At 58.9% G+C, this 23,213-nt stretch carries 20 protein-coding genes and 1 pseudogene; 10 read left to right on the forward strand and 11 right to left on the reverse strand.

Annotated elements, in window-relative coordinates; all coding sequences use genetic code 11:
• Nucleotides 1-18 precede the first annotated feature (18 nt).
• Entirely contained in the window at nt 19-861 is an 843-nt protein-coding gene (locus tag JOE27_RS06245) for a FecR domain-containing protein (protein ID WP_177010495.1), read from the reverse strand.
• Between the two features lie 3 nt (nt 862-864).
• Nucleotides 865-1,374, reverse strand: a complete 510-nt coding sequence (locus tag JOE27_RS06250; RefSeq protein WP_182445202.1) for an RNA polymerase sigma factor — start codon at nt 1,372-1,374, stop codon at nt 865-867.
• Nucleotides 1,375-2,283: 909 nt separating this feature from the next.
• On the opposite strand from JOE27_RS06250, the gene JOE27_RS06255 reads away from it, so the two are divergent.
• Nucleotides 2,284-2,526, forward strand: a complete 243-nt coding sequence (locus tag JOE27_RS06255) for a hypothetical protein (protein ID WP_012314948.1) — start codon at nt 2,284-2,286, stop codon at nt 2,524-2,526.
• Between the two features lie 140 nt (nt 2,527-2,666).
• Nucleotides 2,667-2,882: a DUF3077 domain-containing protein gene (locus JOE27_RS06260; protein ID WP_119687292.1), complete on the forward strand. Its 216-nt coding sequence runs from the start codon at nt 2,667-2,669 to the stop codon at nt 2,880-2,882.
• Between the two features lie 283 nt (nt 2,883-3,165).
• On the opposite strand, the gene JOE27_RS06265 is transcribed toward JOE27_RS06260, so the two are convergent.
• Together JOE27_RS06265 and JOE27_RS06270 are read right to left on the reverse strand one after the other, a co-directional pair.
• Nucleotides 3,166-4,056 (reverse strand): serine hydrolase domain-containing protein, encoded by an 891-nt coding sequence (locus tag JOE27_RS06265; protein ID WP_119687293.1) that lies wholly within the window; start codon nt 4,054-4,056, stop codon nt 3,166-3,168.
• 362 nt (nt 4,057-4,418) lie between these two features.
• Nucleotides 4,419-5,411: a hypothetical protein gene (locus JOE27_RS06270; protein ID WP_119687294.1), complete on the reverse strand. Its 993-nt coding sequence runs from the start codon at nt 5,409-5,411 to the stop codon at nt 4,419-4,421.
• A gap of 91 nt (nt 5,412-5,502) precedes the next feature.
• On the opposite strand from JOE27_RS06270, the gene JOE27_RS06275 reads away from it, so the two are divergent.
• Complete coding sequence (locus tag JOE27_RS06275; RefSeq protein ID WP_115274461.1) at nt 5,503-5,787, forward strand: hypothetical protein; 285 nt, start codon at nt 5,503-5,505, stop codon at nt 5,785-5,787.
• Nucleotides 5,788-5,863: 76 nt separating this feature from the next.
• Nucleotides 5,864-7,825, forward strand: a complete 1,962-nt coding sequence (locus JOE27_RS06280) for a WD40 repeat domain-containing protein (protein WP_119687295.1) — start codon at nt 5,864-5,866, stop codon at nt 7,823-7,825.
• A 52-nt stretch (nt 7,826-7,877) separates the two neighbouring features.
• Here JOE27_RS06280 and JOE27_RS06285 read toward each other — a convergent pair whose 3' ends face one another.
• On the reverse strand, nt 7,878-8,213 hold the full coding sequence (locus JOE27_RS06285; RefSeq protein ID WP_039601381.1) for a hypothetical protein: 336 nt from the start codon (nt 8,211-8,213) through the stop codon (nt 7,878-7,880).
• Between the two features lie 114 nt (nt 8,214-8,327).
• Here JOE27_RS06285 and JOE27_RS06290 point away from each other — a divergent pair.
• A pseudogene (locus JOE27_RS06290) lies at nt 8,328-9,600 on the forward strand (IS1182 family transposase).
• Between the two features lie 363 nt (nt 9,601-9,963).
• Here JOE27_RS06290 and JOE27_RS06295 read toward each other — a convergent pair.
• The 5 genes from JOE27_RS06295 to JOE27_RS06315 form a co-directional block, all read right to left on the reverse strand.
• On the reverse strand, nt 9,964-10,413 hold the full coding sequence (locus JOE27_RS06295; protein WP_119687296.1) for a GNAT family N-acetyltransferase: 450 nt from the start codon (nt 10,411-10,413) through the stop codon (nt 9,964-9,966).
• Nucleotides 10,414-10,493: 80 nt separating this feature from the next.
• Nucleotides 10,494-11,432, reverse strand: a complete 939-nt coding sequence (locus tag JOE27_RS06300) for a 2-hydroxyacid dehydrogenase (RefSeq protein WP_204918256.1) — start codon at nt 11,430-11,432, stop codon at nt 10,494-10,496.
• Nucleotides 11,429-12,796: an MFS transporter gene (locus tag JOE27_RS06305; protein WP_204918258.1), complete on the reverse strand. Its 1,368-nt coding sequence runs from the start codon at nt 12,794-12,796 to the stop codon at nt 11,429-11,431. Before JOE27_RS06305 ends, JOE27_RS06300 begins: the two co-directional genes overlap by 4 nt.
• An 84-nt stretch (nt 12,797-12,880) precedes the next feature.
• A complete protein-coding gene (locus JOE27_RS06310; RefSeq protein WP_204918260.1) occupies nt 12,881-14,464 on the reverse strand; it encodes an aldehyde dehydrogenase (NADP(+)) in 1,584 nt (527 codons plus the stop codon).
• Nucleotides 14,465-14,565: 101 nt separating this feature from the next.
• The gene (locus tag JOE27_RS06315; RefSeq protein WP_204918262.1) at nt 14,566-15,510 is read right to left on the reverse strand and encodes a LysR family transcriptional regulator; all 945 of its coding nucleotides are present in this window, start codon (nt 15,508-15,510) and stop codon (nt 14,566-14,568) included.
• Nucleotides 15,511-15,625: 115 nt separating this feature from the next.
• Between JOE27_RS06315 and JOE27_RS06320 the strand changes: the two genes are divergently transcribed.
• Genes JOE27_RS06320 through JOE27_RS06330 form a run of 3 tightly spaced genes read left to right on the forward strand, consistent with a single transcriptional unit; the run spans nt 15,626 to nt 20,064 of the window.
• On the forward strand, nt 15,626-16,807 hold the full coding sequence (locus JOE27_RS06320; protein WP_204918264.1) for a fumarylacetoacetate hydrolase family protein: 1,182 nt from the start codon (nt 15,626-15,628) through the stop codon (nt 16,805-16,807).
• Nucleotides 16,808-16,856: 49 nt separating this feature from the next.
• Nucleotides 16,857-18,245, forward strand: a complete 1,389-nt coding sequence (locus JOE27_RS06325) for an MFS transporter (protein ID WP_012314962.1) — start codon at nt 16,857-16,859, stop codon at nt 18,243-18,245.
• Nucleotides 18,246-18,276: 31 nt separating this feature from the next.
• On the forward strand, nt 18,277-20,064 hold the full coding sequence (locus tag JOE27_RS06330; RefSeq protein ID WP_115274452.1) for an IlvD/Edd family dehydratase: 1,788 nt from the start codon (nt 18,277-18,279) through the stop codon (nt 20,062-20,064).
• Between the two features lie 193 nt (nt 20,065-20,257).
• On the opposite strand, the gene JOE27_RS06335 is transcribed toward JOE27_RS06330, so the two are convergent.
• The gene (locus JOE27_RS06335) at nt 20,258-20,728 is read right to left on the reverse strand and encodes a MarR family winged helix-turn-helix transcriptional regulator (protein WP_012314964.1); all 471 of its coding nucleotides are present in this window, start codon (nt 20,726-20,728) and stop codon (nt 20,258-20,260) included.
• Between the two features lie 286 nt (nt 20,729-21,014).
• Between JOE27_RS06335 and JOE27_RS06340 the strand changes: the two genes are divergently transcribed.
• Both JOE27_RS06340 and JOE27_RS06345 read left to right on the forward strand, forming a co-directional pair.
• Complete coding sequence (locus JOE27_RS06340) at nt 21,015-21,968, forward strand: PDR/VanB family oxidoreductase (protein WP_204918266.1); 954 nt, start codon at nt 21,015-21,017, stop codon at nt 21,966-21,968.
• Nucleotides 21,969-22,004: 36 nt separating this feature from the next.
• Nucleotides 22,005-23,081 carry an aromatic ring-hydroxylating dioxygenase subunit alpha gene (locus tag JOE27_RS06345; protein WP_161872813.1) on the forward strand — a complete coding sequence of 359 codons (1,077 nt, stop codon included), beginning with the start codon at nt 22,005-22,007 and terminating at the stop codon, nt 23,079-23,081.
• The last annotated feature ends 132 nt before the right edge of the window (nt 23,082-23,213 follow it).

Genomic DNA, 23,213 nt, shown 5'->3' on the forward strand with positions numbered 1-23,213 from the left:
TGTGCCTGAAAATAATTATCAGTGACGCACAACTACCTTCACCACACCGCCATCTTCGCGGTGCACGGTTACCGGAGCCAGCCGGGGGAGCGTGTCGATCAGCTGTTCGACGTTGCCAGTCAGGAACTCACCGCTTAGTCGATACGCCCCAGCGGGTGCACCTTCTAGTTGAATCGGCGCGGCGCGATGGCGCCGTAGTTGAGCGACAACCACGTCCAGCGGCGTGCCGTCGAAGTGGAACAGGTCACGCCGCCATGCCTCCAGTTCACCGGGCCTTGTCGCTTCGATCGGGCCAAGGGCCAGCGGGCTGGCGAGCAACTGCTCCTTGGCGGTGAGCTGCCTGCGGGCCTCGCCGTTGTCCACTTCCACCGCCCCCTCCAGAACAGCCACTCGCACACCGCGCAGGTCGCTGCGCACATCGAACACCGTGCCGATGTCGCGCACTGCCACACCTTGGCTGCGCACGATGAAGGGCTTGGGTTGATGTGCCACGCTGAACAGACCTTCGCCGTCGAGCAGCTCGAACTGCCGGCTGCGCAGGCGGTACTCGATGCGCAGCACGCTACCGGCGTCCAGCTCGATTCGGCTGCCGTCACTCAGGTGCAGCACTTCGCGTCCACTGCTGGCGACTTCGATCTGGCGGTAGCCGAGCGCCGGGTCGGCCAGCCAGGCCCAGCCGGCCAGAGCCAGCAGCAAGGCTGTGCCGGCAGCCTTGCGCCGACGACTGGCATTGCGTGTGCTCTGCGCCCTGGCTTCGGCCAGCAGGGCTTCGCGACTGGGCACCAGGGCGCGCAGCGACTTGGCGTAAGGCTCTAGGTCATCAGAACTGATGGGGGCGGTGGGTGGGGTTTTGCGTTGCAATGGTCAGGCCTCCGGCTGCCAGCGCTGCGCAAGGGTGCGCATGGCCCGCATGAAGTGCTGGGCGACCATGTTGACGGAAATGCCTAGCTCGTTTGCGATGTCATGTTGAGGCATGCCGTGGATGCGGTGCAGAAGAAACACGTGGCGCTGGCGGGCTGGCAACGATTCGATCACCGCCAGCAGCGCCTTCAGGCGCTGTTCGAACTCCAGTGCCAGCGCGCCGTCGAGGTCGTCGCGATGCTGCTCGACCACGGCTATCTGGCTCTGCATGTACAACGAGCGGGTGCTTTCGGCGCGGCGCCGATCAATGGCGCGGTTGAGCGTGGCACGGCGCAGAAAGGCGATGGGTACGCTGATGGCCTTGACCGGTGGTTTTTCCAGGATCTGCACGCAAACATCATGGACCACGTCACGGGCGAAATGCTGGTTGGAAAAGCGTCGACGGATATGCTCGACCAGATCGTCATAGTGCAAGGCCAAGGCTTGCAAGAGATCGTTGTCAGTCGAGGCCATGACGGCATCCAATTGATAGTGAATATCATTTATATCATGCAGTTCCCAGATCGGGCAAATTGATCTGAAGCTGGCCATCCAGCGCACAGTCCAGCAGGCGCTTGGCCAGAACGATTGGATCAAATTGACGTTACGATCAGCACTGAAAAATGAGGTCGCACATCATGCCGGCGTTGGCACAACTACCGCATGCGTGGTCTCCAGCGATATAGAGAGGTCACCGGCGAGCGAACTCGGCATCAGCAGCTTGCATCAAGGCCAAGGCTAGGCCTCGGCGGCGGTAGGCCGGCTGGTCAAGGTCCAAGAGCTTGAATCCATAATACCGACCGTCACCGAGCCGCTCCTCCAGCCATCGGTGAAAGTGCTGAGCCATGACCTGTGGTGTTTCAAGACTCCGCCCTCTTCAAGAAACATTTCCTGACGGTGCGGGCAGACCATCTCTGAGTCAGAGGGACCGTGAGGCCGACACTCCAGCCTGGGGAATCCTTCACATACTTGTGTTTCGATCATCGCTTTCCCAGCATCAGTAACATCGATTCATCGCGAGGCTGGTTGACATAGACCGATCAATACCCCCACATCTTGAGCTCTGGAAACACTAAGAAATCAGATTTTCCCTCTTCCTTGTAGTCCATTTCCCAAACATACTCTCGCCGCACTTTTTCCGTTGCGGTCGCTTGGGCTGCATTCTAGTCTCGGCGGGTCGTTGCTCATCAACGATACAGCTTTGACAGGCTGTGACGGTAAATCACGCAGACGGTCTCCTTTTTATGGTGGCTGTGCGTGTGGGCACGCTTGCGTGCGCCGGAGCTTTTCGTGATTTTACCGCCGGTCTGTCAACCCACGTACAGCTGCCACCCCACTGTTTGACAGCAGGTGGGTGACGGCCCCGCTAACGGTAAAATCATTATGTTAAAGGTCGTCCCCGATCCACCCCACAACCACCACTCCCTCGAAGACACGATCATCCAGGCTGCGGAGTTCGCCCTGTGCGCGCAGAGCGTGGCGCAGCAGGCTGTTTCGCTACAGCCCAGAACGCCCGCCTCGGTTCTGATGATGGCCTCGATGCATGAGCTCGAGTCGCTACGCGTGCTGCTCGAATCAGCCCTGATCCAGCTGCAGATGCCGCCCGAGCCACGCACCCTGCACTAGGCCGTTAAGCCTGTTTTGCCTGGGCGGGCGCTGTCGCCAGCAAGCCCATACGCACAGCGCGCTGCGTGAGACCGGTGCTGAGCTAAAGGCGGGTTGCCCGTCATGACGCCCAGGCCCTAAACCTTCGGGGAGAATACGCAATGACCCCAGACGACACCAAAGTCACTGTCGGTAAGACCACGTTCTACCAGGGTGAAAATGCCCGCGAACAGGCTTCAGAGCTGATGGGCTATGTGCGGGACCTGACCATCGAAGGCTTGATGGAAGATAAACCACAGCTGATCTGGGCTTCCCACTACCTGAGTGCGTTGGCCAAAGCACTGATGGATGATGCCGAGCTGGGCATGATGCACTAAGGGCTGAACTGCCTGACGATGGCGGACATCTGTAACCGGGGCCGCTTCGCGGCCCATCGCCGGCAAGCGCGGCTCCCACAGGTACAGCGCATGCCTGAAGGCTGGTGATTCTCTGGGGAGAGTCCATTCTGTGGGCCGGCTTGCCGGCGATGAGGCCAGTACTGACCACGGAGCTTTATCGCTGCCTGCCTCGGGTCGAAAGCGGTCAGTCGGTCGCGACCGGCTGCTGTGGAGCCATTACGGACATTGCGCAGAGAGAGCGCCCCGAGGGGCACGCGAAGCTTCAGCGTGTCGCTTCCAGCGCCTCTCGTATTTCTTGAACTACCAGCTTTTCGATACCTGCCTCATCCGCCCCAATCGAGTGAGCTGCACAGCATGCGGCGGAGTCACCAACGACACACCGATAGACCGCAATAACGCTTCCCGGGCCCAATCCGGTATGCCCAGCCAACATCAAGTCACCCTCGATTCCACCTCGCATCATGCCGAGTGCGTAACCGGGCGCGAGCCAAGGCCGGCCTGCTATCGGGCCACCCAGTACCCGCGTCGTCTGCATTTCCTGAAGCAGATTGTTGGGTAGGAGGCCTCCAGCGAGCACGCCATCCAGCAGCCGGGCAGCCTGTGAGACAGGGCCAATCAGCAATCCGTGGTAGACCCAGCCGGGGTCGTAATTCAACGACCTGCCGAGGAGCCTCCCATTCAGCTCAGCACGCTCCGTTGCCAAGCGAACCGTCGATATGCCAAGCGGACTCAGGACTTGCTGCCTGATAGCGTCTGCGAGCGGCAGATCGGCGGCACGCTCGATGATTTGGGCTACCAGCATGAAACCAACATTCGAGTAATGCCAACCCGTTCCCGGGTTGTATCGGAGTCGGTGTCCATCCAGGCGCTGCATCATTTCGCCTGCGGGCCATGCGGACTCATGGTTGGCTACGGCGGCGTGGTATTCGGGAAGTTCGCCATAGTCCGCAAGGCCCGCCTCGTGACGCAGCAGTTGGCGCAGAGTGAAAACACCTTCGGGAAGCGAAGCATCCAAGTCGAGCCTACCGTCGCGCACCAATGTCAGGGCGGTCGCGGCTAACACCGTTTTCGTGAAACTCCACCAGGGCACGAGGGGTTCGTCCGGCAAGGCTGGCGATATCAGTCGGCCGTCGATAAGGGTAGAGATCAGCATTGAGTGCTCACGCAGGAATGACAGGTCAGTTTGGAGGGGGCGGCGACAACATACCCCATTGCCACCTCGCAAACTCCAAGCTGATGTCTTTTGATGTGGGGTTTCCACGCGAACGTCAACTTGCGGCCTTTGTTAGCTTTCACGAACGACCGCAATGGGTCCAGGCTGTGTGAAAACTCAAACGGGTCTCTGAAGATCGCGAGCGTACGTGAAATCTGAAATGGCTTGGTTATTCAGCTAACCCAGATTTCGCGCAGGAGCGCGAAATTCTGGTCATTTTCTAACCAGCCGGATCGCGCCAAGCGTTTTCACACAGCCTGGACCCATTGCGGACACTGCGGCCCGCCTCAGTTCATTGAGCCTCAGCGCACTATGATTTCGTCAGGGAAATAAACACCCATAGAGCGGTTGGTACGGACTTCTAGTACCTCACCAGCCATGCTCTGCACCACCGTCTGCCCGCCTTCTATGGGCATTCCAGTACGTCGATCCTCGGCTTGTGCGTCAGGTGGCAGGCTGAACTGCATCTGGCCTTGATAACGGCTGACTTGGATGTCGGCAGGATAGTGAACAGGGCCGAAGTCGAAAGGTTGGTTCGAGTAGCCTTCCCATGAGCGACCTTCCCCATAAGGCCGATCCAGAATCATGATCAGTGAGCGCAGTTCGATCCCCAGTAGCTTGACCGGGCTTTCCTCGGACCTGGCCAGCCAACCCGTGGTGTTGGTGGATACCCTCACCGGCCCAGGCCAGACGATGCCGCCCAGGTCTGTACCTGGCGCCAGCGTGCATCGACTCATCTTCCATTCGGAAAACTTGAAATGAGCACCGAACGGAAAATCGAACTCGATCTCCCCAGGCTCACATTTCCATCCTGCCAGGTCATGGGCCGACAGGGTCTCGACCGTCGCGAATCCATGGCCCTGCGCCAGTTTCAGACGACGCACAGGCATGCCCATGATGTGACCTGGCGTGCGGTCGAAATCAGCATGATCCAGGCTCTGCATGCCATAGGGCACGGGATCGCCGGACAGGTCGTTGAAAGGCTCCAGGTTTTGCAGATGGACTCGCGTCCCGGCTGGAAGCACCAAATCACCGAGCACTTCCTCGTATTCGAGGCGGGGATTGTGCGCACGCCAATCCTGCCAGAGCCTGTTGGTGGACTCGATGTATGGCACACTGCCGGCTGCAAGCAACACCAGCAACAAGCCGCACCTCCAGCGCCGCGCCGCCATATAACGACGGCTTCGCGGAATCAGCAAGGCGATCAGGCCGGCGATGAAAAGCCAGAGAAAAACTTCGGAAAAAATGTAGATCATGTAGCCGAGCAACATGAGTGGCATATCGACAGGAATCATGGACGTCCTTGTGAACCCTTCTATGAACGTCGCAGAATAGGCCAGATGGCAGTGATGCCCCAAGCCTGGTCATAGAAGGACATCCCAAGGCATGACGCCTGACGAAGCTTTACGATTTACCCGCACGGTCGCTGGGCTTTCGATCACAACAGTGATCCTGGGCCTAATCCTGGCGCTCTACATGCTGCAATCGCCAACCACTTCCCCTGTCAAAATCTCGGGCATCCTTGCGTTCGCCGTCTTGGGGCTCACCAACCTGATTTCAATGATATTGAACGCGATTTACTGGTTTATCCGGCGGGAGCCAAAATGGCTTTCGGTAACGCTCTTGGTTCAAGCCGTTGTGGCAGTTGCCACGTTGATTCCATTCTTCTAATCAGTTCATTTGTACGGCTAAGCAGTCTCAACATAGAGCTAGCCCGTAGCGCCAAACTGCCAAGGAGGCAATCTGTATGAACCCGGCAAATTTCTGGAAGCACGCCTTGTGCATTGCAGCAATCGGCTGCTGTGGTTCAAGCCACGCGGCAGCGTTACCACAGGGATGGCAGATCCGCCCGCCTGCGGCCGAGGACCTCGAACGTGGGTTGCCGTCGGCTTTGCAGTCGCAGGAATTGGCCAAAGACGGGCGCAGGCTTGCCAGTGTAGAAATCGTCGTGGATCTGCCGTACACCCAGGTTATGCCGATAGTCGCTTCGGCATTGAGGCAACTTGGCCCTGTGGACGACGAGATTGTTCAACAACCGTTGTCGCGCCTGAACGACGACTGGGGCGAGGTACTGCTGTCGCGTCGACCCGATCTGGTGAAAAACCTGGTCGACCAGGTCGTTCTACCCAAGTTGCAGCAGGATGTTCGTGAGGGGGCGTTGGCCAGTTCCGAAATTCCCAATCATATTGCCCGTATCGAAAGGACTATACGCTTTCAATCAGGCAACGCGCTCATGGGGCCTTTGACGGAGCCATTCAAACACTGGCACGGCAGCGTGCGACGTACTCACGGCGCACTTGGGCGCAGTACAAGCATTCTCGTTGCCGACGTGAAGCAACTCGACGCTGTCTTTGGGCGGCCTGCCAGCGCAGTCTACCTGACGCGAGTCGACGAGTTTCCCAATCCCAAGGCCAACTTCATCGGCCGGCTACGGGAACTTGCCAAATTCGACATCTTCAGCCCTACCGCCCCAGATCGATTGCATCGGCAAAGCGTGCCAGAGGAACTGCTCAGCCCGGTTTACGGCGCGTTGAGTGCAATGCCCAAGGCCAATCTGCAACTGGGAGCAAACCCGGAACAGTGGCGCGCGCCTGCAACACAAACCCCAACCCCGCTGGTTAGCGAGCCCAAACTCACCCTTCCGGACAGCCATGCGCAGATACTCCAGGCAGCCGCCGTGTTCGCTGTGCGCAGCACGGACAAATTCACCGTACTGGCCGATGACAGCGTTTTGCTATACCGCAACTACCCACGCGCACTGCTTTACTGGTCGCCAGCCACGGGTGGCGAGCCGCGCGAGGTCTGGACGTCTGCGGGGAGTTACAGCAAGTCGCAATTGGCCCGTGATGTCAGTGGGGCTTCGGCGTACCTGGCATTGGAAGGTCTGGTCATTCGTTTTGACGCGAAAAGCACAACGGTGGCCACACACCCGATGGCCTACGACACACCCGACCGGCTGGGCTACGACTACATTGACTACGTGCATGACGGAGATGGCGTACCGCTGACTTACCGCCACAACTATCGAGGCAATCGGGATACGCTGGAAGTGTGGGAGCCCGCTGCACAACCCGCTGAAGAGGGTAGCGAATGGTCGTATACGCTGCGCTATGCTTCTTCACGTCAGGACATGATGAAGGGACCATCGCGCACCAACAGTCAGATCAAGCCCGTGCATTGGGATGGGCCTACGCCCAACGCATGGGTTGAAGACCTTTACGGGCTCACCGAAATCAATGGCAAGACGGGCCATGTGCTGCGCGTGGTGAAGCTGCCTCGGCGTTTTGGTGAGGTCGACTTGCGGGATGACAGCGGCATGGCACAGTGGACGCCGGAGCCATTTGGTTCGGCCAAAGGCGGATGGATTGCCGTCGGCTTCGTGTTGATGGAGGGCCAACGGCGCAAGCCTGGCCTGCATGTTGTCGACATCGCCAGTGGCAAGATTCGCTATTCGCTGACACTTCCGGGGCAGGACTCACTGGGTACCGCAGTGGGCTCGCCTGACGGTCAACTGCTGGCAATGGGCACCGGCGGCCCTGAAGATGCGGTAGTGCTATGGAACCTGCAAAGCGGGCGATCGTTGACACTGAAAACCGACGACGCCAAATGCAGTGGTATTGAGCAACTGCAATGGAGCCTGTCAGGTAAACACCTTTGGGGGCGATGCTGGAACGGCCTGATTGCTTGGGATGTGCCAGGAAGTTGGTGAGCCTTGGTTATCATTTGACGTTTGCCTGAGAACCGTCGCTTTCGCGGAGTTATCAGGAGCGACGCCACAGGCAGGCACCGACCAAGGCAAAGCAGCCGGCCGTCAGGAGCGTCCATAGGTTCAGCCAGCCAAAAAATACAAACGTATCGGATACGCCCGATGCGTCGCTCCCGCTTATCCCGGCGGCACTGATGCCAATGATGAGCAGTCCTACTAACGGTGCAGTGATCAGGTAGAGCACGCCAAGAAAGAGAAGTCGCCGCCGCGTCAGAAAGGTCCGAATGTCCTCGGATCGCCGCTTCATGCCAATGATCTTGCACGGCAATGTGGCCAGTGATCCTATCGCATATAGCCACATGCCAAGAATTACGATTGCTGTAAAGGACATGCTACGTGTATCTCCTGAGGCTACCGTGGGGGGCGCTGGCTATCGACCCAGGCTGTGTGAAAACGCCTGCGATTGTCTAACCTTCTGATCGTCGAGATCGCGGCGGGGACGATCATGAAGCGATTCATTGAAGGTGAGTCTCGGACGCAAGTCACGTTGCTGCCGGAGTGCCTGGACGACTACATCACCGAAGAAAACCCAGTTCGGGTAGTCGACGTTTTTGTCGATGAACTCGACCTTGGAACACTCGGGTTCGAGGGTGTCGATCCTGCGGCAACGGGTCGTCCGGCTTACCATCCAGCAGTGCTGCTAAAAATCTACATCTACGGCTATCTCAACCGAATTCAGTCCAGCCGCCGGCTTGAGCGTGAGGCCGAGCGTAATGTCGAGCTGATGTGGCTGACAGGCCGATTGGCGCCTGACTTCAAAACGATTGCCGACTTTCGCCGAGACAATGGTAAAGCCATTCGCAGTGTCTGCCGGCAGTTCGTTGTACTTTGCCGCAACCTCAATCTCTTCTCCCAATCGATCATCGCCATCGACGGCAGCAAATTCAAAGCCGTGAATAACCGCGACCGCAATTTCACTCAAGGCAAAGTGAAGGCGCGCATGCAGCAGATCGAGCAGAGCATCGACCGCTATCTAGCGGCAATGGATTCAGCGGATCGGGCAGCGCCGGAAGTGGCCGAGGCCAAGACTGAGCGGTTGAAAGACAAAGTCGAAAAACTGAAACAGCAGATGCAAAAACTCAAGGACATCGAGGCGCAGCTTCAAGCCAGTCCCGATCAGCAAATCTCGCTTACCGATCCAGATGCCCGTTCAATGGCCACAAGCGGCCGAGGCTCCGGCACAGTTGGGTACAACGTACAAACAGCAGTCGACGACAAACACCATCTGATCATTGCCCATGAGGTGACCAACGTTGGTAATGATCGCGGGCAACTGAGCAATATGGCTAACCAGGCACGGGAAGAAATCGGTGTTGAGGCGCTGACGGTGGTTGCTGATAGAGGCTATTACAAAGGCCCGGAAATCCTTGCTTGCGAGCAAGCTGGCATCACCACCTTTGTACCTAAACCACTGACATCGAGCAGCAAAGCGGAAGGCCGATTCGGCAAGCAGGACTTCATCTACATGGCTGCTTCGGACGAATGTCGAAGGAGTGCAGATTCGATTGGAGCATGATCCGGGGAAGATGAAGGTTCGCCGGCAGACGGTGGAGCATCCCTTTGGCACGCTCAAATTCTGGATGGGAAGTACCCACTTCCTGACCAAAACCCTGCCGAGGGTAAGCACCGAAATGAGCCTTCACGTGCTCGCCTACAACCTCAAACGAATGATGAGCATCTTCGGCATCGCAGGGTTACTTGAGGCGATCAGGGCGTAAACCCCGCTGTTTGCTGACCCGCAAACAGCTATATGGGCCGCTGACGCGGCCCATATAGCGCTGCAAACGTCTTTTTCGCTGGGTGAGGCTATTCGGGCTCTCGCGTGCTGATTCCACAGGCAGTCAGCTCGACTCTGAGTTTTCGATGTATTTACTGCGTTTTCACACAGCCTGGGTCGATAGCGGTCAGTCGCGACCGGGTAGGCGTACGGCGAATTCCAGTCTCGCCATCAATGCCAACGTCATCCGTAAATGGCTACCGCTCTACCAAGAGCAGCCGCCAGCTTTCATCCCGCCAAGAGCGCAAGCGTTGCAGTTGCAGCCCCAGGTCGAGGTGATGCGCATAAATAGTCTGGCCTAATCCTAGAGCCGCTTTTCCATGACGATGGTGCGCTCCGCCCCATGAAACTCGTCGCGGATTTTCTGATAACCCAACGCGGTATAAAACCTTTCAGCTGTAATCGACGATGGCACACGCACAGCACCAATTCCTGCGCGGGCAGCGGCTGCATGAATGACATCCATCAAATGCCGACCTATACCGCCTTTCTGGTGAGCCGGGTCAACGAAAACACTTCTGACCACGTCACCGTCGAGACCGGCAGTGCCAATAATTTTTTCGCCCAGCAAGGCTACGAAAACCCTGCGCTTGGCGAGCTGTGTGGTGATGACTTCAGGAGAAAAGCTCTGTTCCACCTTGGCGATCACATCAGGCGGGTAGTCCTGTGAATTTGACTCTCGCAGGGCAGCTAGAACTACACGGCTAATCGCGGCTGCATCTCTGCTCGTGGCGGGACGAACGTGACATTCCATGCTGAGACCTCAATCCTCAAGAATTACAGCTTAGCGCATCGCAATGTGCCTTCCCCGGGCGCTTACGTATCGCCGTTCCTTCACCGCGTACATCGACAAACCGCATTAACGACGTAGTCTCCCATCGCCTTCCTTGTCTGCAGAGTGGCGCTGCCTATGTGCGGTTGAAGCACTACGTTGTCCAGGTCAAACAAGTTGGGGGGGACTTGTGGCTCATCTATGTACACGTCCAGGGCCGCCCCTCCAAGCCGCCCGTCCTGCAATCGCGCAACCAGTTCCGCTTCGTCGATCACACTGCCCCGCGCCACGTTGACGATGAAGCCTTTCGCTCCAAGCGCTTCCAGCACTGTCGCATTGACCAGGCACGACGTGGCATTTCCTCCTGCGGCAGCCACGATAAGAATGTCGCTGTGGGCGGCTAGGCTGCAGGCGTTGGGGTGGTAGGCATAATTGCAGCCATGCACCTCATTGCGGTTGTGGTACGCCAACTTGACTCCGAACGGCAACAGGCGACTGGCAATCGCTTGTCCTATACGTCCGAGGCCTATTATGCCGACGCGCTGCCCTCGCAACGTGGTACCTAGCGAAGGGAACGCGCCCCCACGCCACATGCCTGCCCGGACGAATCGGTCAGCCACGCAGACCTGGCGCAGCAGGCTCAAAAGCAAAGCCACTGCGTGATCCGCCACCGCATCCGTCAGGATATCGATCGTCGTCTCAACCCGAATGCCGCGGGCTTTCACCTGGTCCAAATCAATGCCATCAACTCCAACACCGTTCACGGCGATCAATGAAAGATTGACCAGCGCGCCAATGGCCTTGGTCGGCACCCCTATCACTCCGTTGGTCACCACCGCGCGGAAACGTTCCGGCCGGTCGGCCAGGACAGCCTCTTGGGCCTTCGAATCAAACGCTCGTACCAGATCAAATTGCTTGGCGAGCTGTTTTTCGTGCTCGTCGAGCAACGGCGCCAACATCAGCAGCGCCTGGCGCTGGCTTGCTCCTTGGCTGATGCTCATGCAGCCTCCAGCTTCAACTGCGTGCGGGGCTGCGAATCGGGCCGCTTCAACATCGCGGCCGGGATCGCCATGATCAATGCTCCACTGATGAACAGGCACAGGCCCAGCACATAGGTGCCGTTGTTAATGTCGCCGGTGAGGTTCTCCGCCACTGCTGTAATCATCGAACCTGTAAAACCGGACAGGTTGCCGAAAGCGTTGATCATGCCAATGCCTGCCGCAGCTGCGACACCTGAGAGCACCGTGCCCGGCAGCGTCCAGAAGATTGGCATCAGGCTAAGCACCCCTGATGCAGCCACGGTCAGAAATACGATTGAAAGTACAACGTCATGTGCGAAAGCCGCGCTGAGGATCAACCCGCAGCCCCCGACAAACGCTGGGATCGCGGCATGCAGCCGACGTTCACCAGTGCGATTGGAGTGGCGTGCGTTGAGGAACATGGCGATCAACGCGACGCCATAGGGGATAGCGGTCAGCAAGCCGATTTCCAGACTGCTGGTCACACCCGCGCTCTTGATGATCGAAGGCATCCAGAAGGCCAGGCCATAAAAGCCTGTGTTGAAAGTCAGCAGGATGAAGACGAGCAGCCAGACACGTGGGCTGAAGAAGACATCTTTCAGACGTGAAACCTTACCGTGCTCATCTTGCTTCAAATTGGCTTTGAGCAGCTCCTTTTCATCCGGGGACAACCAGGCAGCCTTGTCGATGTTGTCGCACAAGCAGCAAAAAACGATTGCCGCCATGATCACCGACGGCACGCCCTCGACCAGAAGCATCCACTGCCAGCCCGCCATACCGTGCCAGCCATCCATGCTGGTCATAAGCCAGCCAGACATGATACCGCCTAGCGTCAGGCTGACCGGCATTGCCATCAGGAAGCCAGACATCACCCTGCTTTGACGATGGGTCGGGAACCAGTAGTTGAGGTAAAGAATCACCCCTGGGAAGAAGCCCGCCTCACAGATGCCGAGCAGGAAGCGCAGCACGTAGAACATGGTGCTGGACTCGACATGGAAGAACGAGGCAAGTGGCTGGGTAAATGCGACAGCCATTGAGATGACGGCCCAGCTCAGCATGATGCGGGCGATCCAGAACCGCGCACCGTATCGATGCAGCAACAAATTGCTCGGGACCTCAAACAAGAAGTAGCCCCAGAAGAAAACGCTGGCGCCCAGGGCGTAGACGGTATTACTGAATTGCAGATCCTCCAGCATGCTCAGTTTCGCGAATCCGATGTTCACCCGGTCGAGATAGGCAGCCATGTAACACAGCAATAGGACCGGCAGGATTCGTACGATTACTTTGCGATAGGTGCGATCTTCAAAAGCCTGATCGCGCACGGGGTCGACAACTTGATGGTCCATAACCAGCCTCTTGGCATGTCGGGCACGCCTGATTGTTGTTATTTGGGTAGCATCGGGCACCCAGGCGCCCGATGGTGGAGCCTGTCAGCGAATCGGGTCGCGGCTGGGCTGACCATCGACCAGTCGCAGCAGCCCTAGTGGATTGGAGTCGCGCAGGGCTTCGGGCAGCAGCGCATCGGGGAAGTTCTGGTAGCACACCGGGCGCAGGAAGCGGTCGATCGACAGTGTGCCGACTGAGGTGCCACGGCTGTCAGAGGTGGCCGGGTACGGCCCACCGTGCACCATGGCGTCGCAGACCTCGACACCGGTCGGGTAACCGTTGACGAGTATCCGACCGGCCTTCTGCTCCAGCACGGCTACCAGTGGCGCGGCAGCGGCCAGGTCGCTCTGCTCGCCGATCAGCGTTGCGGTCAGTTGCCCACTTAGTGCATGCAGTGCGGTAAGCAACTGGGCTTGGTCGGCCAGTTCGACCACCACCGTGGCCGGTCCGAAGACTTCTTCTTGCAATAACGGCTCACCATCCAGTAGCAACCGCGCATCTGCCTCGAACAGCTGCGGCCAAGCCTGGTTCCCCTGCTGCTCGGCACCAGCCAGGTGGCGAATGCCGGGCTGTGCCTTGAGGGTGGCCACGCCGTGGGCATAGCTGGCCAAGGTGCCTTTGTTGAGCATGGTCTGCGGTGCCTGGTCGGCTACCTGCGCACGCAAGTGTTCGACAAAAGCGCTGAACTCAGGAGAACTCGCCCCCAGTACCAAGCCGGGATTGGTACAGAACTGCCCACACCCGAGCACCACCGAGGCAGCCAGTTCACGGGCCACGGCCTCGGCGCGAACCGCCAGGGCTCCGGGCAATACCAGCACCGGGTTGATACTGCTCATTTCGGCGAAAACGGGGATCGGTTGTGGTCGTGCTGCGGCAAGGTCGCAAAGGGCACGGCCTCCTTTGAGCGAGCCGGTGAACCCAACAGCCTGAATTGCAGGGTGCTTGACTAAAGCCTCACCCACGCCGCCGCCGAAAATCATGTTGAACACCCCGGCAGGCATGCCACAACGCTCGGCGGCCCCTACGATGGCTTCGGCCACCCATTGCGCAGTACCCATGTGGCCGCTGTGCGCCTTGAACACCACTGGGCAGCCCGCAGCCAGCGCTGCGGCTGTATCGCCACCGGCGGTGGAAAATGCAAGAGGAAAGTTACTGGCGCCGAATACCGCCACTGGCCCCAGGCCCATGCGGCACTGACGGATGTCCAAGCGTGGCTGCGGGGTGCGCTGGGGCTGCGCGCGGTCGATACGCGCGCCGGCGAAATCACCACGGCGCAGCACCGAGGCGAACAGCCGCAACTGCCCGCTGGTCCGCGCCCGCTCGCCCATGATTCTCGCTGGTGGCAAGGCTGTCTCGCGGCACACGGTAGCAATGAAATCATCGCCCAGACCATCCAGCGCTTCGGCGATGGCGTCGAGGAATTCAGAGCGACGCAGAGCGGACAACGCCCGGTAGATTGGATATGCAGCGGCAGCCGCTAGAGCGGCAGCGTTCACTTCTTGTTCGGTAGCTTGGAAAAACTCGCCAGGTAGCGCCTGCCCGGTGTGCGCATCCACGCTGCGCAACGACGCTGTTCCAGTAGCACGGCGGCTACCGCCGATGAATTGTTGGCCTGCAAATGAAGTCATGAATGGTCCCTTCGCCTTGCGTAAGACAGTGGTCGCTAATCTATGCGGCTCTGCGATTCTTGCCCAATGGCTTTTGGGGATCATCCGATAACTATGTGTTATCAGTCCGTCTGCGCCCTTCGTGCGTTGTTCACCAATATCTCGGCAAACTCCAACGCCACACCGGTCAAGAGCTCGCCTTTGCGGGTCAGGATGCCGTAATCCTGGGGAGGCAGGTGCAGCGGTGTGTCGAGGTTGATGAGTACCCCGCTGGCAAGGTGTGGCTCGACCATCGCTTGGGGCAACATGCCGATCATCGGGCCACCCAACAGCACCTTGAGGAAGGTCTGCATTGAAATGGTGTCGATCGTGTTGCGTGGCACTGCGACGCCCGCCTCGGCGAACGCGCGCTCCATGCGACCGCGAATTGGCGTGCCTTTGGGGTAGAGGATCCACGGCCACTCGAGCAACTGAGGTAGCGTCACCGGCCCGGCTTCGCTCAAAGGGTGCTGGTCGTTAACCACGAAGCAGAACGGCTCCGGCGCCAGCGGCTGGAAGTCGAAGCGCTGGCACTGTGAAACATCGGTGAATCGCGCTACCGCCAAGTGAAGGTTCTTGTCCTCCAACATTGCCATGAGATGGTCGCTGGTCTGCTCCACCACCTCGATCGAAAGCAACGGCTTGCGCTGCTTGATCTCGACAATGGCATCGGGCAATGCCACGGCGGTGGCGGCAAAGATGCCGCCAACCTTCAAATGACCGTGGCCTCCTTGGCGCAAGCTGTCGATCTGGTCGACGAAGTTCCGAGCATCATTGAGAGCGATCTGTGCATAGCGCACCACCTGCTCGCCCAAGGCGGTGGGCGGCATGCTTCGTGGCAGACGCTCGAACAGGGGAAAGCCGAGCAGGTTCTCGATCTCCTTGAGCATCTTGCTGATCGCCGGCTGGCTGAGGTTCATCTGCTGTGCTGCCAGATGCATGTTGTGGGTGCGGCCGAGTGTGTCGATGAGCAGGAGGTGGCGGAACTTAAGCCAGTTGCAGACGTGAGAAAAAGAAAGGTCCGACATGAATCCACCTTTGGTGCAATAACCTGATGTTATCGAATAGTGAAAAGATGCCATTGGAGTTTATCGCACGGTTTGCCCTAGCGTGCAGCTTTCAAATCCAAGAGACCTAGCTGCCATGCCGATAACGCTCACTTGCGCCAATACTCTTCCCGACGACGGCCTGGCCGGTACCCTTATCGGCCGCGCCTGGACACCCGGTGAACCCGGCGGCCCCTCGCCGATAGTTCTGCGTAGTGACGGCGTGTTCGACCTGTCCGAATGCTTCGCCACCCTTAGTCAGTTGCTCGAGCACGAAGATCCACTGCAGGCTGTACGCAGCACGCCAGGCCGATTTATGGGTAGCGTCGAGGCGCTGCTGAGCAACAGCGGTGCGGCCTTCGATGCGAGCAAGCCCTATCTGCTCGCGCCAGTCGACCTGCAGGTAATCAAAGCCGCAGGAGTGACATTCGCCGCCAGCATGATCGAGCGGGTCATTGAGGAGCAGGCAGGCGGCGACGCCAGCAAAGCCGAAGCAGTACGTGCCACAGTGCGCACAGTGATTGGTGACAACTTGCGTGCGGTGCGGCCCGGCTCTCCTCAGGCAATGGCGTTGAAAGCACTGCTGAAAGAAAAGGGCATGTGGTCCCAATACCTGGAGGTCGGGATCGGTCCGGATGCGGAAATATTCACTAAAGCCCCGGTGCTGGCAGCTGTCGGCAGCGGCAGCGCTATCGGCGTGCACCCAATATCGGCATGGAACAACCCCGAACCGGAGGTGGTACTGGCAGTCAACAGCCGCGGGCGGATTCATGGCGCGACCTTGGGCAACGACTTGAACCTGCGCGACTTCGAGGGCCGTAGCGCGCTGCTACTGAGCAAGGCCAAGGACAACAACGCCTCTTGCGCCGTCGGCCCGTTCATTCGCCTGTTCGACGAAACCTTCAACCTAGACACAGTGCGCCGCTGTGTGGTCGATCTGGAAGTCCAAGGCAGCGATGGCTACCGCCTGCTTGGCCACAGTTCGATGGACCAGATCAGCCGCGACCCCGAGGATCTGGTGCGCCAGACCCTCAACGAAAACCACCAGTACCCCGACGGCTTCATGCTGTTCCTCGGCACGCTTTTCGCTCCCACCGAGGACCGCGACCAGCCAGGCGCCGGCTTCACTCACAAACCCGGCGACCGAGTACGCATTGCCAGCACGTTCCTGGGCCACCTGCATAACCAAGTCACAACAAGCGACCAAGCCCACCCTTGGACCTTTGGCCTCGCCGCGATGATGCAAAACCTAGCCGCTCGAGGGCTCCTGAAGCCGTAAAACAAACGATTCCTGCCGGGCCCATAACAACAAAAAAGCGAGGCAAAACATGCAAACCCAAGCCAAGGACACAGTGCCCGACCCGCGTCAGCTGCGACGGGCGATCTATACCGGCGCAATTGGCAGTGCCCTCGAGTACTACGATTTCGCCATTTATGGGCTAGCCTCGGCGCTGGTCTTCGGCCATATATTCTTTCCCTCCCTCGGTACGACTGGCGCCCTGCTCGCCAGTTTCGCCACCTACGGCGCAGGCTTCCTGGCGCGGCCGTTCGGCGGCCTTTTCTTTGGCTCGCTGGGTGACCGCAAAGGGCGCAAGCTGGTCTTGTTGCTGACCATTGCCCTGATGGGCACAGCGACCACCCTGATCGGCCTGCTACCGACCGGCGCAACTGGGGCCGTGCTGCTGGTACTGCTGCGCCTGCTGCAAGGTTTCGGTGCTGGTGCCGAACAGACCGGCGCGGCGACGCTGATGGCCGAGCTGGCTCCGCGTGAGCGGCGAGGGTTCTACGCCGCCCTGCCCTTCATCGGTGTGTTCAGCGGCCTGGCCCTTGCCACCATCACTTTCCAAGTGATGCAGACCTCGCTGACACAGGAGCAATTGCTCGACTGGGGCTGGCGGATACCCTTTCTGGCCAGCGTAGTGCTGATATTCATGGCCATATGGATTCGCCTCAAGCTCAAAGAAAGCCCGGTGTTCCAGCAGCTCAGCCAGAGCCAGCAGGTTATCGAATCGCCGATGCGCGCCGTGTTGCGTAATGCCCGTCGGCCACTGGCGGCTACGACTTTGATGCGCATGGCCGAAACTGGCTGCTCGACCCTCTATGCCACTGTTTCCATAGCCTTCCTGACCGGTTTCGCCAGCCGCCATCTCGGCCAGGATGGCGCCAACCTGGCCACCGTAGGGACCAATGCGGTGCTGGCCGCCAGTATCCTCAGCGTGTTCACCACCCCATTGTTCGGTGCGTTGTCCGATCGCTTCGGACGCCTGGCGGTGTACCGTGGCGGGGCGTTGTTCGGCGCGTTGTGGGCATTCCCCTCGTGGTGGATGATCGACAGCGGCGACTCGACACTGGTGTGCATCGCAGTAGTAGGTGGCTTCGCCTTGGCCGCCAATAGCATGCTTGGGGCCCAGTGCGCGCATTTCACCGAACTGTTCGGCAATCGCTACCGCTACTCCGGCGTGGCTCTGGCCCGAGAAATCGGCGCGATGCTATCCGGCGGCCTGGCGCCGATCCTGGGTATATTCCTGGTCGGTCTGGCCGGTGGTGCCTACTGGGTGCTGGCCCTCTACACCCTGGTTCTGACTGGGCTGACCTTGATCGGCACCTGGCTGTCGACCGAAACCCGTGGCCGCGACCTGACTGCACTGGACGACGCAGTGGCAAGCGGTGCTTCCCCCCTACACAGCCATGCAGGCGCGGGTGTACCGCAACGCTGACCGGTGGCCAACAAATACAAGAGAGAGCGATATGACCGATACCCCGAAACGCCCGCTGCGCAGTCAGCAATGGTTCGACGACCCGAGCCACGCCGACATGACCGCGCTGTACGTCGAGCGCTACATGAACTACGGCCTGACCCGCGATGAACTGCAATCGGGGCGGCCGATCATTGGCATCGCACAGACCGGAAGCGACCTGACGCCCTGCAACCGCCACCACCTGGAACTGGCCCAGCGGGTCAAGGCCGGCATCCGTGATGCTGGAGGCATTCCGATGGAATTCCCGGTGCACCCGATAGCCGAACAGAGCCGTCGGCCCACCGCCGCGCTCGACCGCAACCTGGCATACCTGGGGTTGGTGGAAATCCTTCATGGCTACCCGCTGGATGGCGTGGTGTTGACCACCGGCTGCGACAAGACTACGCCAGCCTGCTTGATGGCCGCCGCCACCACCGACCTGCCGGCCATTGTGCTGTCCGGCGGGCCGATGCTCGACGGCCATCACAAGGGCCAGCTGATCGGTTCGGGCACGGTGCTGTGGCACGCACGCAATCTGATGGCTGCCGGCGAAATCGACTACGAAGGCTTCATGGAAATGACTACCGCCGCTTCGCCGTCGGTTGGCCACTGCAACACAATGGGCACGGCGCTGTCGATGAACGCTCTGGCCGAAGCCCTTGGCATGTCGCTGCCCGGTTGCGCCAGTATCCCCGCGCCCTATCGGGAACGCGGGCAGATGGCCTACGCCACCGGCAGGCGCATCTGCGAGTTGGTGATGCAAGACGTACGCCCCTCATCAATCATGACCCGAGAAGCATTCGAGAACGCCATCGCTGTAGCCTCGGCGCTAGGCGCCTCAAGCAATTGCCCACCACACTTGATCGCCATCGCTCGACACATGGGCATCGAGCTGTCGCTCGACGACTGGCAGCGCATTGGCGAAGACGTGCCGCTGCTGGTCAACTGCATGCCAGCGGGCAAGTACCTGGGCGAAGGTTTCCACCGTGCCGGTGGCGTACCGGCGGTGATGCACGAATTGCGCAAGGCAGGCCGCCTGCACGAAGCTTGCGCCACGGTCAGCGGCAAGACCATCGGTGAGGTGGTCAGCGACACTGTCACCAGCAACCGCGACGTGATTCTGCCGTTCGACGAGCCGCTCAAGCACAGCGCTGGGTTCATCGTTCTCAGTGGCAATTTCTTCGACAGCGCGATCATGAAGATATCGGTAGTCGGCGAAGCCTTCCGCAAGACCTATCTGTCAGAGCCCGGCAAGGAAAACAGCTTCGAGGCACGGGCCATCGTGTTCGAGGGCCCCGAGGACTACCACGCGCGCATCGATGACCCAGCACTGGACATCGACGAGCGTTGCATCCTGGTGATCCGTGGCGCCGGCACCGTGGGTTACCCGGGTAGTGCAGAGGTGGTCAACATGGCGCCACCGGCGGCGCTGATCAGAAAGGGCATCGACTCGCTGCCCTGCCTGGGTGACGGTCGCCAGAGCGGCACCTCGGCCAGCCCGTCGATTCTCAACATGTCGCCGGAAGCGGCGGTCGGGGGCGGCCTGGCACTGCTTCAGACCAACGACTTGCTGCGCGTCGACCTCAACCAACGTCGCGTCGACCTGCTGGTAGACGACAAGGAAGTGGAGCGCCGTCGCGCAGCCTGGAAGCCGAACATCCCAGTCTCTCAGACACCATGGCAAGAGCTCTACCGCCAATTGGTCGGGCAATTGTCCACCGGTGGCTGCCTGGAACCGGCCACCCTGTACATGCGTGTGATTGCCCGCGAAGGAGGGATGCCGCGACATTCCCATTGAGCGGTCTCCAGGACTTGGAACTGCCCCCGTACCGGGTAACGGTGGCAGTTCCACGCTGCAGCAATTTCAAGTCCATGACGGTTCCGTCCCAGGAAGTGGCGTAGCTCATCACGGCCGAGAGCTTGGCTCGTGGATTATCGCCAATGAGCCAACCCCTTCTCAGCCACAGGACATGCCCACAAAGGCAATCGATTCACGGTTTCTCTGGATCGTACTCATTGACGTTGGCGACCTGGGCGTTCAGGCGACCGAGCAGGTCGATCAGCGTGTCCACTTCCGAAGGTGAAAGGCCACTGAGCAGACGGCGCTCTCTCTCAAGCGCAACCTTCAAGACCCGCTTGTACAACTGCGTACCGCTCTCTGTAAGCGACACGGTGTAGCGTCGTCCATCAGCAGGATCCGCCTCTGTGCGAACTCGCCCTGCCACCTCTAACGCGTGCAGCGCGCGGCTCACAGCACTTTTGTCCAGACCGATCACCTGGCAGATCCGATTGGCAGTGATCCCGCTTTCCACGGCCAGCATGGACAGCATCCTCCACTCCACAACACCAATCTCGAAGTGTTTGCGATAGCACTGGGAAGCGCCTGACGAGAGCTTGTTGGATAAAAAATTCAGCTGCGCTGGCACGTAGCGAGCGAGGTCCAGCTGGGGTTCCGAGGCCATTGAGCGCACACCTCCAATCGAGTTCTCGAAAAATTAGTTGACACCGCAACTAATTGATCCGAGGATTAACTCAACCAATAGCTGGGGCCAGCCCAGCATGATATGCCGTCAAAGCACCTCACAAAAATAATTATCAGGTAGTGCCATGAAAATCCGCGATCCACTCGCCTTCCGCGTGTCTAGCTGCAAACCTGAGCGGCCGCCGTTCGCTCCAGGCTGACCTCCTCCCAGTTGAATTAACCACCCGTATTCTTTTTGTAGCCACTTAACTGTGGGGGGATGAGTAATGCTTCAAGTAACCGTTAGCCGCAAGGCAAACGAAGCTGAAGGTGTTTGCAGCTTTGAATTGAGCCCCGTGAAGGGTGAAACCCTGCCACCCTTCGAGGCCGGTGCTCACATCGATGTCCATATCCCGGGTGGGCTCATTCGCCAGTATTCGCTGTGCAATGACCCACGAGAGCGCAATCGTTATCTGATCAGTGTCCTCAAGGAACCCAACTCCCGTGGCGGATCAGAGGCAATGCATTCGATTGTCGGCCAAGGCCATGAACTGACCATCAGTGCGCCGCGCAACCTGTTCAAACTGGATCATGGCGCTGCACGTCATCTGCTTTTTGCAGGTGGTATCGGCATTACCCCGATCCTGGCCATGGCGTATGAACTTGCCCATCGTAACGCTGACTTCGAGCTTCATTACTGCTTTCGCTCCTGCGACCGGGCAGCCTTCGTCAAGGCACTCGCTGACGCACCCTTCGCGGACCGCGTAGTGCTGCACGATGACAACGGTCCGCAACAGCAAAAACTGAATGCGGCAGCAATTCTCGACGCAGTCGATGAGGGTCGCCATCTCTACGTCTGCGGCCCCTCCGGCTTCATGAATCACATCCTTGATACAGGTGAGGCCGCCGGATGGCCGCAAGAGCGGATGCACAGAGAGTTCTTCGCCGGACAAGTCATTGACCAAGGTGCCAATGCACCCTTCGAAGTCGTGCTCGCCCGCAGCGGCAGATCATTCGATATTCCGGCAGACCGCACCGTGTTCGAGGTATTGGACGAAGCGGGAGTCGAAGTAGAAACGTCCTGTGAACAAGGCATCTGTGGGACGTGCGTGACACGCGTACTGGAAGGTATCCCCGATCACAGGGATCAATTCATGACGGCCGTTGAGCACGCCAGAAATGATTGTTTCACCCCGTGTTGCTCTCGTGCGAAGTCCCATCGGCTCGTACTTGATCTCTAGTATCAGACAAAACCTAACTGTTTAATGGAGACCCTTATGACTGCCTCTTCTCTCCAGTCGTTGGCCCAGGACATTTTGCCTGCCAAACCCTCCACATTTCCGCTCAACCAATGGTATGTCGCTGCTTTGGGTTGGGAACTCAAGGATCGACCCGTAGGCCGAACCTTGTTGAATAAATCAGTCGTCATGTTCCGCACCGCGGATGGCAAGGTAGCGGCCCTTGAGAACCGCTGCTGCCATCGGGCGTTGCCTCTCTCCGACGGCACACTTGAGGCGGGGGGACTTCGCTGTGGCTATCATGGCCTCTTGTTCAACGATGAAGGCAAATGCATCGAGATTCCTGGGCAAGACAAAATTCCGAGTAAAGCGAAGGTGGCAGCCTTCCACGTCGTGGAAAAAGATCAGATTGTCTGGATCTGGTTCGCAAGCCCCGAACATCCTGAGCCTACTACTGAACCACCCTCTTACGATATCCACAGCAGTGGAGACTATCTTTTTGACGGTGATGTGTATCACTACGATGCCCCGTATCAGCTCATTCACGACAACTTGATGGATCTGAGCCATTTGGGCTATGTGCACCTACGCACGATTGGCGGGAATGCCAGCATTCACATGAATGCGAAAATGACAGTAGAAGGTGACGACAATCATGTTCGTGTGGTTCGGCACATGCCCGGCTCTGTGCCGCCGCCGACGTACGCGGCCGCTTATCCGTTCAAAGACACTGTCGACCGATGGCAGGAAATTGAATTCCATGTCAGCCACCTGCGTATTTGGACAGGTGCCACTGACGCGGGGACCGAGTCCTTGGACAATCCACAACGTGGTGGCTTCCATATGCGCGGTTTCCATGGTGTGACCCCAGAAACCGAGACCACCAGCCACTACTTCTGGACAATCGCCACCAACCCGAAAAGCAATCACGAAGAGGTCAAGGCGAAGGTCGTCCAGCAAACGATGATGACGTTCGATGAAGACAAGGTCGTCATCGAGTCTCAATACAAGAACATGTGCCGGTTCGGTGAGCGGCCCATGATCGACATCCATGTCGATGCTGGCGCCAACAGAGCCCGTCGCATCATCGAAAAACTTTGCAACTCCGTTAGTTGAGTGCGCAGTGCATTTATATCGTGCGGGTATCTATGCACTTTTTTACACGCCGCAAACGCAATACCGCCCCTCTTGGGGCGCTCTGAAACACCCTGCACCAGCGTGCAACTTGTTCAATGATAACTACAAGAG

Origin of the sequence: Pseudomonas sp. M5, assembly GCF_016907075.1 — a bacterium.
GTDB lineage: Bacteria > Pseudomonadota > Gammaproteobacteria > Pseudomonadales > Pseudomonadaceae > Aquipseudomonas > Aquipseudomonas putida_E.